Here is a 13,918-nt window from a genome sequence, read left to right as displayed (position 1 = left end):
CCGGGGGCGCTGCCCCCACGCCTGCGGCGTTCCCCCGGCATATTGGGAGAACAATGAAGCCGCAGGGGCGTTATGCCGGATGGCGTGGTTCAATACGCGGGCTCCAGCCGGGTGCTTTGTGGCACCACGTGTTTCTTGGCCGGGATCGTGTAGAGCGACACGAAGGCCGCCGCCGCGCGGACTTGCGCGCCGAGTTTCTTCAGGCCTGTCGCCTGCGCCATGTCGGCATTGGCCTGTTGCAGCCGTTCCAGGCCGCGCTGCCAGCGGGGGTGGTCGATGTCGAGCGTGATCGGGAAGATCTGTTCCGAAAGTTTCGATGTCTTGGTGAACACCTCGTGCGCGTACCAGTCGGGGTCGACGCCTAGGGCCTTGTGAAAGGCGGGCCGCTGGTGGTCGCGCACATACATCGTGCCGTAGACCGCCGTCAGGAAGAACTTGATCCACAGCACGTTCAGGCCGGAGGTCAGTTTCGGGTCGGTCTTCATCAGCAGGGCGAAGGCCTCGCCATGGCTGAACTCGTCATTGCACCATTCCTCGAACCACTTGAAGATCGGGTGGAAGCGGTGTTCGGGATGCGCCTGCAGGTGCCGGAAGATGGTGATGTAGCGGGCGTAGCCGATTTTCTCGGAGAGGTAGGTGGCGTAGTAGATGAATTTGGGCCGGAAGTAGGTGTATTTCTTCTTCTGCGTCAGGAAGCCGAGGTTCACGCGCAGCCCGGCCTCGCGCAGGGCGTCGTTGATGAAGCCCGCGTGGCGTGCCTCGTCCCGGGCCATGAGCTGGAAGAGTTGCGTGATGTCCTTGTTGGCCCCGCGGCGTTTCATTTCCTTGTAGAGGACGCAGCCCGAGAACTCAGCGGTGCAGGAGGAGATCAGGAAGTCGATGAATTCCTTTTTCAGTTCCGGCTCCATCCCGTCCCAATCGACGTGATCCCAGTCTTCGTTTTTCTTGAAATGGCCCTTGTTCGGGTCCGCTTCCATCTGCGCGATCAGCTTGTCCCAATCGTCGCGGACCGATGTGACGTCGATGGCATCGAGTTCGTCGAAATCGGTGGTGTAGAAGCGCGGGGTGAGCAGGGTGTTCTGCATCGCCGTTTCGGTGGCGAATTCGGACGTGAACTGTTCGTCCTGGGCCTGGGCGATGGCCAGACCCTCTTCGACGGATGTGGCGTCGGCGGTGTGTTTGTCGGTGTTCTGGATATTCATAGCGTCACCTCTTCGGAGAAGGAGAATTCGCAGAGTTCCATGACTTCGAAATCGCCGGTGAGGCGGGTCCAGAGGCGTTCGAGGGCGGAGGCGCGCACGATCACGGCCTCGCGGTCTTCGGTGACGATTTCACCGAAGGGGGCCATGATTTCGGGCCCTTGTACCTGCACTTCGTCGCCCGGATAGACGACAGCGCCGTTGTTGAACCGCACATGCGCGTGCAGGCTTTCGAACTTGTGGCTGATTTCGACCGTGCAGGGGGCACGTTCGATGTCCTTAGTCAGTAGTCCCATGGTGGCTTCCTCCTTGGGATTGGGGTGGCTCCAGCAACCTGGCGAAGGTGCGGAGATTGTCGGCGCCAAAGCCCATCAACTCGGCGCTCCAGTCGGTGGTGGGGTCGTAGAGGGAAAGGCGGTTGCCCTCGCGCAGCCTGAGCAGGACGGGGGCTGTGGCGTCGGCGCCGGATTTGGCGCGTTCGCGGGCGATGACCCGTTCGATACCGGCGACAAAGCCGCCCTTGTCCGCGGGGAAATCGGCCAGCACCGCGCCGTTGGCGTCCAGCACCAGTGCCGCGCCCGAGGCATTGCCCGCGAGGTAGATCGCGCGTTCGGCGATGATGGGTGTCGCTGCCGGTGTGCTTTCGAGGGGGCGGTCCGTGAGTGTGGCGATGGTGACCAGCGACAGCACGATCAGCAGCAGGGCAAGGACCGCGCGGATCAGCACGCGGGGGACCAGTTCGTCCTCCTTGGCGCGGATGCGGGGGGTTGTGGCGTCGGACATGGGCCTACTCCGCCGCCACGGCGTCGTTCGGGACAACGCGGGTCACTTGCGGCGTGGTGATCCGCGCCTCGGCCGCGTCGGCGAGGATGCGGGCCACGTTTTCGGCGTCCGCGATGCAGCGCAGGGCCGGTTGCGTGTTGCCAAAGCGCCAGGGCCGGGCGTGGGGCCAGAGCACGAGATAGCTGATTTTCGTCTTGCCCGTGGTGTCGAGCGCGATGGTGCCGGTGCCGTTCTTGCGCAGATCAAGGGCCGCGTTGCCCAGTTCGCGGTAGGGCAGGTTGATGGTGAGCGTCAGCGCCGCCCCGATGCGCATGGCGATGCGCGACGAGGTGATGGTGTACATGGTCGACCGCGCCTGGATCAGGGCGACGACATAGAGCAGGGCGCACACCACCGCGCCCAGCAGCAGGAAGGGCACCGTTGCGCCGATGGCCTGGCCGATGGGCATCAGGTCGACGACCGAGATGAACCGCCACGCGGCCAGCAGCGCGAAATAGCCGATGACCCAGTTGAGGTTCAGCGCCTCGCGGGCAAGGGCGAGGGTGTCGGGCCTGCCTTGCCACAGGATCTGTTCGCCCGTCGGTGGGCGTTCCGGGAGACCCTCGATGGGCTCCACTTCGAAGTCGTCATGGGACATGGCGCACGTTCCCTTGTGGTTGATGTGGTGTATCTGGACGTGCACGCGCCACCCTCCGGATCGCTCCGGAGCTTTGCCGGGATATGGCGCGTGCACATGCCATCAGAGCTTGGGCTCTTGCCGTGTGCCCGTGTAGAGAACACCGCCGCCGTAATAGCCGCTGATCTTCTCTTCTTCGAGCATGGTGACCTGTGTTGCGCTTGCATGCTGCGGCACGGTGGCAAAGTGTTTGCCATAAAGCGTGCGCACCACGACCCGGTCGGATTTGATCCGGGCCAGCGTCAGCGGCACCAGGCGGTTGCCCGTGCCCCATTTGGCGTCCAGCGTGTATTCGAGGTAGCGCACCAGCTGTTCCGGTTCATCGATCCACATGTCGGTGACCATGCCCACGACCTCGCCGTCGCCAGACATCAGGGGCAGGCCGCGCGGGTCACGGCCCGTGGCAAAGCGAAAGCTTTCATTGGCGGACATCGGAATGATCTTGGGGTGACCATGCCCGTCGAGTTCCGGCACATCGCGGCGCGGTGCCCACGAGGCCGGGCCAACGCCGTCCAGCATCGGATCACCGGTGGGTTCCAGCGGGTAGCCATTGCCGGGCCCGGTCCGTTTCATCGGGATGTCTGCGCGTTCCGGTGTCTGGCCCGAGGGCACTGTGACCTCGCCCCGCCCATGGGGCAGCTTGAACGTCTTGTCCGCGGGCAGCGGCCACAGCGACGGGTTCGAGGAGGCGTTGCCCTCGTCATCCTCGAGCGGATAACCCTCGCGCATGTTTTCGCGCTGGATCCAGATGATCAGCCCGAAGAAGAAGATGTAGAACAACCAGAGCGTCAGCGACGCCAGGTCGAATTCGCCAAAGAATGTTGCGGTCATGACAGATGTCCTTTCCAACGGGCGGTCATGTGGGGAAATCCGCGAGGCCCAGCGGCGCCGCGTCCTTCCGTTCGGTAAGAGGAGCCGAAGTGCGCACAAGCGGTCCCAGGATGATGAGAGTGACGAAAAGCAGGCCAATCTCGATGTGATAGACGAAGGAATAGCCGGTGGTGGGGGTGACAAGCCCGTCGCCCCACGCGCCGGTCATGGCGATGCTGTGGATCCAGTCGCGCAGCGTGCCGCCAAGGGCGATGGCAACGCCCGCCGCCGTGGCCTGTGCCGCGCCCCAGGCCCCAAGGGCCAGACCGCGCCCGGCGACCCCCTTGGCGGGCATCGCCATGGCAGCGGTCAGCGTCGAGACGGCAAAGAGCCCGCCGCCAAAACCGATCAGCGTGGCCCCGGCATAGAACAGGATATTGGCCTGCATCGGGGCTGCGAAAATGACGAGGCTGAAGGCCCAGATCCCGGCCAGGATACCCCCGCCCGCGAGGCGATAGGAGTTCGACCCGGCGGCGAGGCGGCGACCGGCCCACAGGAACCCGGTCAGCGCCCCTGCGGCCCAGAGGGCGGTGAGGATCGTGGTGGCCGACACCGACAGGCCAAGGATTTCGCCGCCATAGGGTTCCAGCAGCACGTCCTGCATGTTGAACGCCATGGTGCCGACAAAGACGCAGGCCAGCAGCCGCCCGGCCTGACCGCCTGCGGCGTAGTCGTTCCAGGCGTCGCGGAAGAGGGGGCGGGGGGCCTCGCGTTCTGCGCGGCTCATCGGGTTCACGCTTTCCTGTTTCCAGAGCGCGATGAAGGTGAGGACGGCACCCACGACGGCCGATCCCTGCACCACGCGGATCAGCGTCAAGCTGCTGTAATTGCTGAGGATACCGCCGATGACCAGGGCCGAGATGCCCATGCCGACTAGGAACATGACGTAGAGCATCGCGACGACGCGGGGCCGCGTTTCGTCCGTGGCCCGGTCGCTGGCAAGTGCGAGGCCCGCCGTCTGTGTCATGTGGATGCCAAGCCCTGTCATCAGGAAGGCGAGCGCGGCAAGGACCTCGCCCGCGAAGGGCACCTTGATCACCGTATCGCCCGACAGGACCAGCAGGGCAAAGGGCATGATGGCGAGCCCGCCGAACTGCCACAGCGCGCCGAACCAGATATAGGGGATGCGCTTCCACCCGATGGCAGAGCGGTAGGTGTCGGACCGAAAGCCCAGAAGCGCGCGGAACGGGGCCGACAGCACCGGGAGCGCGATCATGATTGCAACGATCATGGCGGGGACCGACAGTTCCACGATCATCACGCGGTTGAGCGTGCCGAGAAGCATGACCGAGGCCATGCCGACCGACACCTGGAACAGCGACAGGCGCAGAAGCTGGCCCATCGGCAGGTCAGGCGACGCTGCATCTGCAAAGGGCAAAGCCTTGAGCGAGAGATGCTTGAGCATGCTCACGGGCGCAGCTCCATCGCTTCGGAAATGTAGAAACCGCTGGTGATGCGGTTCACCGGGCGCAGCATCCGGCGGACGCCTGCGGCCTTGGCGGCCTTGGCCAGTTTCGGATGCGCGTGCGGGATCATGACGGGGGAGCGGTCAGAGCGGGGGAACGCTTTTCCTGCGTACCACATCGCCATGAGGGCGGGCGTGCGGGGGGCCACGGTAAAGATGATGGGCCCGCTGACGCGCGGTTCGAGTGTGGCGAGGGCGTCGCCGATGTCGGGGGCGGTGTAATAGATCAGGCTGTCCATCGCGATCACGGCGTCAAAGCGGCCCAGTTTCGGGTCGAGCATGTCGCCCGCGTGGAAGATCACGCGGCTTTGCAGGTCATGGGGCAGGCGCAGTTGCGCGATGTCGATCAGTTGCGGCGAGATATCGGCGGCCACAACCGTCGCGCCACGTTTGGCAAGTTCGATGGTCGCCATGCCGGGGCCGCAGCCCGCGTCGAGGATCCGTGCCCCGCGCAGGTCGTCGGGCAGTCGGCTCAGCATCAGGTCGCGCATCCGGTCCCGCCCCGCGCGCACAGTTTCCCGAATGCGCGACACCGGCGCGTCTGATGTCAGACGCTCCCATGTCTTGGTCGCCGTGCGGTCGAAATAGGTTTCGACCCGGGCGCGGGTTTGGTCATACATCGTCACTTTCTGCACTCCTGCAAAAAGTGGGCAGTGCGCGGCAGTTGCTCTTGCTTGCAAGAGCAATGAGAGCGGCACCCGGTGCAGTATTGCGTCGCGGTTTTCATCAATCAAATCCGAGCAACTCGAAGATATCGCGGTCTTCCATGGGGGCGGGGGCCAGCCCCTCGGTCCCGTTCCAGAGGGTTTCGGCCAGGCGGATATACTCGGCGCGGCAGCGCACGATGTCTTCCTCGTCGTCCATCTCGAACAGGGTCTTTTTCTTCAGGCGCGAGCGGCGAATGGCGTCCACATCGGGCATATGCGCGATGCGGTTGAAGCCGACGGTGTCGCAATAGCGATCCACCTCGTTCGTGTCCTTCGACCGGTTGGCGACGCAGCCCGCAAGGCGCACCTTGTAGTTCTTCGACTTGGCCTGCACCGCCGCGATGATGCGGTTCATGGCATAGATGCTGTCGAAATCATTGGCCGTGACAATCAGCGCGCGGTCGGCGTGTTGCAAGGGTGCTGCAAAGCCACCGCAGACCACATCGCCCAGCACGTCAAAGATTACGACGTCGGTTTCTTCCAGCAGGTGGTGCTGTTTCAGCAGCTTCACGGTCTGGCCGACCACATAGCCGCCACAGCCCGTGCCCGCAGGCGGTCCGCCAGCCTCGACACATTTCACGCCGTTGTAGCCTTCGGACACGAAATCCTCGGGGCGCAGTTCTTCGGGGTGGAAATCGACCTCTTTGAGGATGTCGATGACGGTGGGTTGCAGATGGCCGGTCAGGGTGAACGTGCTGTCATGTTTCGGGTCGCACCCGATCTGCAGCACGCGCTTGCCCAGATTGGAAAAGGCCGCTGACAGGTTCGACGAGGTGGTCGACTTGCCGATCCCGCCCTTGCCGTAGACCGAGAACACCTTGGCCCCTTCGATCTTGGCGTCGGCATCCTGATGCACCTGCACCGATCCTTCGCCGTCCTGACCGCGCAAAACGGGTGGATTTCTGTCGAGTGGGCTCATGCGCCCCTCCTTTCCGAAAAGGCACCAGCCTCTTCATTGTTCCAAAAATATGCATGCCCCTCGCCCGATAGGCGGCTATGCCGCCGTAAGGGGAGGCTCCGACGGTTGATATGTGACTGCGGGATCATTCGGCTGCGATCCCTTCGAGCTTGTCCTCAAGCGCATCGGCCGCATCCTGCAACGCGGCCAGCGTTTCGGCGTCCGGTGCCCAATACTCGCGCTCGGACGCTTCCAGCAGGCGGTTGGCCATACGGCTTGATGCGGTTGGGTTCAGATCGGCAATGCGCTTGCGCATCTCTTCGTCCAGCACAAAGGTTTCCGAGATGCGCTGGTAGACCCAAGCATCGACCTGACCGGTGGTGGCGGACCAGCCGACGGTATTGGTCACATGCGCCTCGATCTGGCGCACACCTTCGGCCCCGTGTTTCAACAGCCCCTCGAAGAATTTGGGGTTCAGTGCGCGGCTGCGGGTTTCCAGCGCCACCTGATCCTTGAGCGTCCGCACCTTGGCGTTGCCGCGCGTCTGGTCGCCGATATAGACGGCGGCGTCCGACCCCCGGGCCCGTTTCACGGCGCGCGCAATGCCGCCCAGCGTGTCGAAATAGTGGTCGACGGTGGTGACGCCCAGTTCGACGGATTCGAGGTTCTGATAGGCGACTTCCACATCCGCCAGCGCCTTTTGCAGCAGCGCGGGGTTGGCGGCGGATTTGCCATCGACGCCATAGGCAAAGCTCTTGCGTGTCTCATAAGCGTCGGCCAATTCGTCCTCGTCCCCGAAGGCGGAACTGTCGACCAGCTGGTTCACGTTCGACCCATAGGCCCCTTCGGCGTTCGAGAAGACGCGCAGCGCTGCGGTGGCAAGGTCCACGCCCTGCGCCTCTGCATAGGCCAGCGCGTGGGCGCGGATATAGTTTTGCTCCAGCGGCTCGTCCGCTTGGGCACATTTCAGCGCGGCTTCGGCCAGCATGCGGGTTTGCAGCGGCAGCAGGTCACGGAAGATACCCGACAGGGTCATGATCACGTCGATGCGCGGGCGGCCAAGGTCGTCAAGTGGGATCAGGTCGGCCCCGGCAAGACGGCCAAAGCTGTCAAAACGCGGCGTGCAGCCCATCAGCGCCAACGCCTGCGCAATCGGCCCGCCATCGGATTTGATATTGTCCGATCCCCACAGCACCAGCGCGATGGACCGGGGCAGGGTGGGGTGTGTTTCAAGCAGCAGCTGCGCCTGTTTCATCCCGTCGCGGCAGGCAAAGGCCGTGGGCATGCGGAACGGGTCGAATGCGTGGATGTTGCGGCCCGTGGGCAGGATGTCGGTCGATCGGATCAAGTCGCCGCCCGGTACGGGCCGAATGTAGCGCGCGTCGAGGGCATTCATCAGCGCCCCGAGTTCGGTTTCGTTTTGCAGCAGCGCATCGACCCGTGCCCGCGCGTCATCGTCCGCGTGGGGCATCAGGTTCAGGTATTCCTCGCGCGCCGCATCGCTAAGCGGTTGGCCAACGATGTGCAGCCCGTCGGGGATCAGCGCGTCTTCGGTTTCCAGCAGCTTCAGCCACAGCGCGTCGGCCGGTGTGCCGCCCATGTCGACGGCGTCGGCCTGTTCCGAAATCAGCGCCTCCAATTCGGGCCGCGCCGGGTCATCACCCTGCATTTCGCGCCAGCGGCACAGCGAGTCCTTCAACTCCGCCAACCCCTTGTAGAGACCAGCGGTCGCCAGCGGCGGTGTCAGGTGCGTGATCGTCACGGCACCCGAGCGGCGCTTGGCCAGCGATGCTTCGGACGGGTTGTTGGCGGCGTAAAGGTAGATGTTGGGCATCTCGCCGATCAGCCGGTCGGGCCAGTCCTGCGCGCCAAGGCCCGCCTGCTTGCCGGGCATGAATTCCAGCGCGCCATGCATGCCGAAATGCAGCACCGCGTCGGCCTGGTAGGTGTTGCGCAGCCACAGGTAGAAGGTGGTGAACGCGTGCGTCGGCGCGAACCCCTTTTCAAAGAGCAGACGCATCGGGTCGCCCTCGTAGCCAAAGGCGGGCTGGACACCGATGAAGATGTTGCCCAGTTTCTTGCCCAGCACGAAGACACCCCGCCCGTCGGACTGGATGCGCCCGGGGGCAGGGCCCCAGACGGCTTCGATGGCGGCGAGCGGTGGCGTGGTGCGCACGATGGTGTCGGCATCCACATGGGCGGCGACGTTGGCCTCTTGACCATATTGCGCGGCATTGCCTTGCAGCACCTGGGCGCGCAGGGCGTCCACGCTGTCGGGCAGGTCAACGCGATAGCCGCGGGAATGCATCGCCTTCAACGTGTTGAACAGGCTCTCGAAAACAGACAGGTACGCGGCGGTGCCCACGGCCCCGGCATTGGGTGGGAAGCCGAAAAGGACCACGGCCACTTTCTTGTCCGCGTTCTCCTTCCGGCGCAGGCGTCCAAGGCGCAGGGCCTTTTCCGCCAGGCTGTCGATGCGTTCGGCGCACGGCACCATCGCCTTGGGCTCACCCGCCTGACAGCTGTGATTGCACCCGTTGCACCCCTCGGGGCCAAGCCGTCCGCCAAAGACGGTGGGGCAGGTGGCGCCATCCAGTTCGGGCAGGGCGACCAGCATGGTGGTTTCGATCGGGCCCAGGCCGCCGGAACTGGCCGCCCACTGTCCCAGCGTCTGGAATTCCAGCGCATGGGCCGCGAGATAGGGCACATCCAGATCGGCCAGCACGTCAATGGCGCCCACGTTGTCGTTGTAGGCGGGACCGCCGACAAGCGAGAACCCGGTCAGCGACACAAGCGCGTCCACGTGCCCCTTGAAATAGGCGTCAATGGCGGGGCGCGCATCAAGCCCCCCGGCAAAGGCGGGCAGGACGCGCATGCCGCGCACCTCGAACGCGCGGATGACGCCATCATAATGCGCGGTGTCGCCGGCCAGCACGTAGGACCGCAACATGACGATGCCCACGGTCATCTCGGCCCCGTCAGGTCCGGGGATGTCGGCGGCATCCGTGGTGATGCGGGCGGGCAGATCGGGGTGATAGAGGCCGGTGTCGGGGTAGTCGACGGGCAGCGCCGCTTCGGGCCGGTCCGCCCAGTCGGCAGAGGTCGCATAGCGGTTCAACAGGAACTGGATCATCGCCCGGACATTGTCGTCCGACCCGCCCAGCCAATACTGCATAACCAGGAACCAGGCGCGCAGGTCCTGCGCCTTGCCGGGAATGAACTTGAGGATCTTGGGCAGGCGGCGCAGCATCGCCATCTTCTTTGCGCCGTCCTCGGTCTTGGGCTTGGACGAGCCGCGCAGACGTTTCATCAGCTTGCCCATGGTGCTGGGCGGTGCCTGCATGTCAAGCGTGCCCATGCGGGTCAGCTTGACCACTTCGGCGTCGGCTATGATGCCGACCATGGCATCGCAGTGGTCTCGGCGGGCCTTGAGCGCGGGCAGGATGCGGGCCACGTGTTCCTCGAGGAACAGAAGATTCGAGATGATGATATCGCCGTGCATCACCGCCTCCTTGGCGGCTTCGAACGCGGCTTCGGATTCGCCCCATTCGGCGGCGGCGTGGATCTGCAGATCAAGGCCGGGGTAGTCTGCGGCGAGGGTATCCATTGCCCGGCGCGCCGGGCCCGCGGCATGGCTGTCCAGCGTGATGATGACCACGCGGTAGCCGGGCAGGCGCCCGTTTATGCCGATGTCATCGCGCATAATGGGCCTTTGCCTCATAGAGTGTATCGACGGAAATTTCGGCCACGCCACGCTCGGTGGCGAAGGTTTCGGTATTGCGACGGGCCTTGCCGCGCACGAAGAAGGGGATCTTTTTCAACTCCTTCTCTGCAGCTGGCAGCCAGATCACACCCACACCCTGCACATTCTCTTGGCCGGAAATATCCCGGGGGGTCTGGGGGGCTGGCCCCCCAGCGTCAGCCAGGGGCGCATGCCCACCGTGATGTGACGGCCCGGCGGCATCGTGGAATTCAAAATCCTCGCGGAACATGTGCAGAAGGTGCTCTTCCAGCCCCATCACCAGCGGGTGGACCCATGTGTCGAAGATCACATTCGCGCCTTCGATCCCCATCTGGGGCGAGTAGCGGGCCGGGAAATCCTGGACGTGCACGGGCGCAGAGATGACGGCGCAGGGGATGCCCAGGCGCTTGCCGATATGGCGTTCCATCTGCGTGCCGAGGATCATCTCGGGTTGCAGCGCCTCGATCACCCGTTCCACTTCCAGATAGTCGTCGGTGATCGTGGCCTCGATGCCGATCTCGCGCGCCCTGGCGCGGACGGGCCGGGCCATTTCGCGGTTGTAGCAGCCCATGCCGACCACCTCGAACCCCATCTCGTCCCGGGCAATCCGCGCGGCGGCCAGCACATGGGTGCCGTCGCCGAAGAGGAAGACGCGCTTGCCCGTGAGGTACGTGCTGTCGACGGATCTGGAGTACCAGGGCAGGCGGAGGCGGGAGGTGTCGAGATAGGCGTCCTTGCCCGTGATCTCGGCGACTTCGTTGATGAAGTCGCGGGTGGCACCAACGCCGATGGGCACGGTCCTGGTGTAGGGTTGGTCAAGCTCCCGTTCCATCCAGCGCGCGGCACTTTCGGCGGTTTCGGGATACATGAGCACGTTGAAATGCGCGGCCCCCATGCGGGCGATGTCGGCGGGCGACGATGTCATCGGGGCCACGACATTCACGCTGATGCCCATATCGGAGAGCAGCGCGGTCACCTCTTGAATGTCGTCGCGGTGACGGAAACCCAGTGCCGTGGGGCCGATCAGGTTGGCGGTGATCTGTTTGGTCCGCGCCATCGGGCGGGCCAGTGTTTTGACGATCTGGAAGAACGTCTCGTCGGCGCCGAAATTTTCCTTGCGCTGATAGCTGGGCAACTCAAGCGGAATGACGGGCACCGGCAGGCCCATCGTTTCGGCCATGCCGCCGGGATCGTCCTGGATCAATTCGGCGGTGCAGGATGCGCCGACGATGATCGCCTGCGGCTTGAACCGGTCATAAGCGTCCTGCGCCGCCGTCTTGAACAGGTTGGCGGTGTCGGCGCCAAGATCGCGGGCCTGGAATGTGGTGTAGGTGACGGGCGGGCGGTGGTCGCGCCGTTCGATCATCGTGAACAGGAGGTCCGCATATGTGTCGCCCTGCGGGGCGTGCAGGACGTAATGCAGGTCCGTCATGCCGGTTGCGACGCGCATGGCGCCGACATGGGGAGGGCCCTCATATGTCCAGACGGTGAGCTTCACGGGCGACCGTCCTTTTGCATATTTTTGGAACAATGAAACATCAGGAGGCCTCCAGCTTCAGAAGGCCCGCGCGGCGGATGGGGCGGGAGAAGAGGCCCGCGAGGTCGCCGGCCTGTTCGTAGAAGTGGACCGGGGTGAACACGAGTTCGATGGCCCATTTGGTGGCCAGCCCTTCGGCCTCGAGCGGGTTGGCGAGGCCGAGGCCACAGACGGTGAGGTCGGGCTTGGCGGCCTTGGCGCGGTCAAGCTGCAGATCGACATCCTGCCCTTCGGAGAGGGTGGGACCCTCGGCCAGCATGTCGAGGTCGGGGCCGACGATGCCCTTGTGGATGAAGGGTGCGCCCACTTCGATGGCGTCCATGCCGCATTCGCGGGTCAGGAAGCGGGCCAGCGGGATTTCCAGCTGGCTGTCGGGGAAGAAGAAGACGGATTTGCCGTTCAGCGCCTCGGCCGCCTGCGCGATGGCCTTGCGGGCGCGGGCGCGGGGGGCCGCCGTCACCTGTTCGAACAGGTCGGGCGAGACGCCAAATTCGGTTGCGATGGCGGCGAGCCATGCGGTTGTGCCCTCTTCGCCGAAGGGGAAGGGGGCGCGCAGGTGCCGTGCGCCGCGGCGCGTGAGCGCGTCGTGGGTGTCACCGAGGAAGGGTTGTGTCAGGGCGTAGACAGTGTTTTCGCCGACCCCGAGGTCATCAGTGGCGCGGGGGGCGGGCAGTACCTTGATCGGGCCGATGCCCATGGCTTCCAGAAGGCCGATCGCCTGTTCCTCGACCACATCGGGCAGGGCACCGACGAGCAGAAGCTGGCGGTCTGTCGTTTCGGGCAGGACCGGGACCATGGAGGCGAGGCAAGCGTCTTCGCCTTGGGTGAACGTGGTTTCGATGCCCGAGCCGGAGAAATTCAGGACGCGCACGTGCGGCGCGTGCGTCTGCGTCATCCGCTCGGCCGCCTTGGCCAGATCCAGCTTGATCACCTCAGACGGGCAGGAGCCCACGAGGAACAGTTGCTTGATGTCGGGGCGGCGGGCCAGCAATTCGCTGACCACCTTGTCCAGCTCGTCCTGGGCGTCGGCCAGACCGGCCAGGTCCGTTTCTTCCAGAATGGCGGTGCCGAAGCGGGGTTCGGCGAAGATCATGACGCCCGCCGCCGATTGCAGCAGGTGCGCGCAGGTGCGCGAGCCGATGACGAGGAAGAACGCGTCCTGCATCTTGCGGTGCAGCCAGATGATTCCGGTGAGGCCGCAGAACACCTCGCGTTGACCGCGCTGTTTGAGAATCGGTGTTTCCCGGCAGCCGCCGGAGGCTGGAAGGCGGGGAAGTTCGGTCATGCCGGGGCCTCCTGCGGGGTGGCGGCCTGCAATCTGGCGGCCCGGAGTTTGAGCACGAACTGGACCGCGTTGATGACGTAGGCCGCGTAGGCCGCGAGCGCGAGCCACATCAGCGGAACGGGGTCGAGCGCGCCGGAAAACAGGGCCCAGAGATAGGCGGTGTGCAGTCCGATCACGAGGAAGGAAAAGACATCTTCCCAGAAAAAGGCGGGCGCCAGAAGGTATTGACCAAAAACGACTTTTTCCCAGATCGCCCCGGTGATCATGATGACGTAAAGAACGCCGGTCTTGGCCACGATGGACCATGTGGCCGCCGCGTATCCGTCACCTGTCGCGAGGTAGCGGACCACCAGCGCGAGAGAGACCAGGAAGACCACGAATTGCAACGGCGCAAGCACGCCCTGAACCGGGGTCCAGATCGTTGCGTCGCGCCGCGCGCGTTCTTCGGGCGTGTAAAGCCCGAGTGCCGTGTCATGCCGGGGTGTCCGGGTGGACATTTGGGTGCGCCTCTCCCTTTGCGTCTTGGGTTCAGCGTATCGGGTGGGATGGAAAAGTGTCAATTAGAACTTACACTTTGCCTGTCATCTGTTTTGCCTGTCGTCGCGGTGTTCAGACAGCCGGCATTGGCCAAATTGTAAGTTTTGCGCGGTTTTTTTGGATTTTTACCCGTCAGACTTGCGATATGGTCCATAAATACTGTCAAATCCGGTTGACATAGTGCGCTGTCAGGCAGACACTTTGTCAACTTCCACGACT

12 protein-coding genes are annotated in these 13,918 nt (G+C 64.3%); all 12 read right to left on the bottom strand.

Translation table 11 applies throughout. The annotated features are described in order from the left end of the window. Positions 1 to 89 precede the first annotated feature (89 nt). Positions 90 to 1,202 (bottom strand): magnesium-protoporphyrin IX monomethyl ester (oxidative) cyclase, encoded by a 1,113-nt coding sequence (acsF, locus tag Q0844_RS20435; RefSeq protein ID WP_299049011.1) that lies wholly within the window; start codon positions 1,200 to 1,202, stop codon positions 90 to 92. Next, positions 1,199 to 1,495: a hypothetical protein gene (locus Q0844_RS20430; RefSeq protein ID WP_299049008.1), complete on the bottom strand. Its 297-nt coding sequence runs from the start codon at positions 1,493 to 1,495 to the stop codon at positions 1,199 to 1,201. Before Q0844_RS20430 ends, acsF begins: the two co-directional genes overlap by 4 nt. Next, on the bottom strand, positions 1,479 to 1,982 hold the full coding sequence (gene puhC / locus Q0844_RS20425) for a photosynthetic complex assembly protein PuhC (protein ID WP_299049005.1): 504 nt from the start codon (positions 1,980 to 1,982) through the stop codon (positions 1,479 to 1,481). The genes Q0844_RS20430 and puhC overlap by 17 nt, the downstream gene beginning before the upstream one ends. 4 nt (positions 1,983 to 1,986) lie before the next feature. Further along, entirely contained in the window at positions 1,987 to 2,619 is a 633-nt protein-coding gene (gene puhB / locus Q0844_RS20420; protein WP_299049002.1) for a photosynthetic complex putative assembly protein PuhB, read from the bottom strand. Between the two features lie 102 nt (positions 2,620 to 2,721). Beyond that, positions 2,722 to 3,489 carry a photosynthetic reaction center subunit H gene (puhA, locus tag Q0844_RS20415; protein WP_299048999.1) on the bottom strand — a complete coding sequence of 256 codons (768 nt, stop codon included), beginning with the start codon at positions 3,487 to 3,489 and terminating at the stop codon, positions 2,722 to 2,724. 25 nt (positions 3,490 to 3,514) lie between these two features. Then, entirely contained in the window at positions 3,515 to 4,933 is a 1,419-nt protein-coding gene (locus tag Q0844_RS20410; RefSeq protein WP_299049068.1) for a PucC family protein, read from the bottom strand. Between the two features lie 2 nt (positions 4,934 to 4,935). Continuing rightward, entirely contained in the window at positions 4,936 to 5,613 is a 678-nt protein-coding gene (gene bchM / locus Q0844_RS20405) for a magnesium protoporphyrin IX methyltransferase (RefSeq protein ID WP_299048996.1), read from the bottom strand. A gap of 106 nt (positions 5,614 to 5,719) precedes the next feature. After that, positions 5,720 to 6,619: a ferredoxin:protochlorophyllide reductase (ATP-dependent) iron-sulfur ATP-binding protein gene (gene bchL, locus Q0844_RS20400; RefSeq protein ID WP_299048993.1), complete on the bottom strand. Its 900-nt coding sequence runs from the start codon at positions 6,617 to 6,619 to the stop codon at positions 5,720 to 5,722. 124 nt (positions 6,620 to 6,743) lie between these two features. Beyond that, the gene (locus Q0844_RS20395; protein ID WP_299048991.1) at positions 6,744 to 10,301 is read right to left on the bottom strand and encodes a magnesium chelatase subunit H; all 3,558 of its coding nucleotides are present in this window, start codon (positions 10,299 to 10,301) and stop codon (positions 6,744 to 6,746) included. Beyond that, on the bottom strand, positions 10,291 to 11,838 hold the full coding sequence (gene bchB, locus Q0844_RS20390) for a ferredoxin:protochlorophyllide reductase (ATP-dependent) subunit B (protein WP_299048989.1): 1,548 nt from the start codon (positions 11,836 to 11,838) through the stop codon (positions 10,291 to 10,293). Before bchB ends, Q0844_RS20395 begins: the two co-directional genes overlap by 11 nt. A 40-nt stretch (positions 11,839 to 11,878) precedes the next feature. After that, entirely contained in the window at positions 11,879 to 13,162 is a 1,284-nt protein-coding gene (locus Q0844_RS20385; protein WP_299048987.1) for a ferredoxin:protochlorophyllide reductase (ATP-dependent) subunit N, read from the bottom strand. Further along, positions 13,159 to 13,659 carry a 2-vinyl bacteriochlorophyllide hydratase gene (gene bchF / locus Q0844_RS20380; RefSeq protein WP_299048984.1) on the bottom strand — a complete coding sequence of 167 codons (501 nt, stop codon included), beginning with the start codon at positions 13,657 to 13,659 and terminating at the stop codon, positions 13,159 to 13,161. Before bchF ends, Q0844_RS20385 begins: the two co-directional genes overlap by 4 nt. Between the last annotated feature and the right edge of the window lie 259 nt (positions 13,660 to 13,918).

This window comes from uncultured Tateyamaria sp., from assembly GCF_947503465.1.
Lineage (GTDB): Bacteria > Pseudomonadota > Alphaproteobacteria > Rhodobacterales > Rhodobacteraceae > Tateyamaria.
The sequence above is the reverse complement of the archived record's forward strand: the minus strand, read 5'-3'. Positions and strand labels throughout refer to the sequence as shown.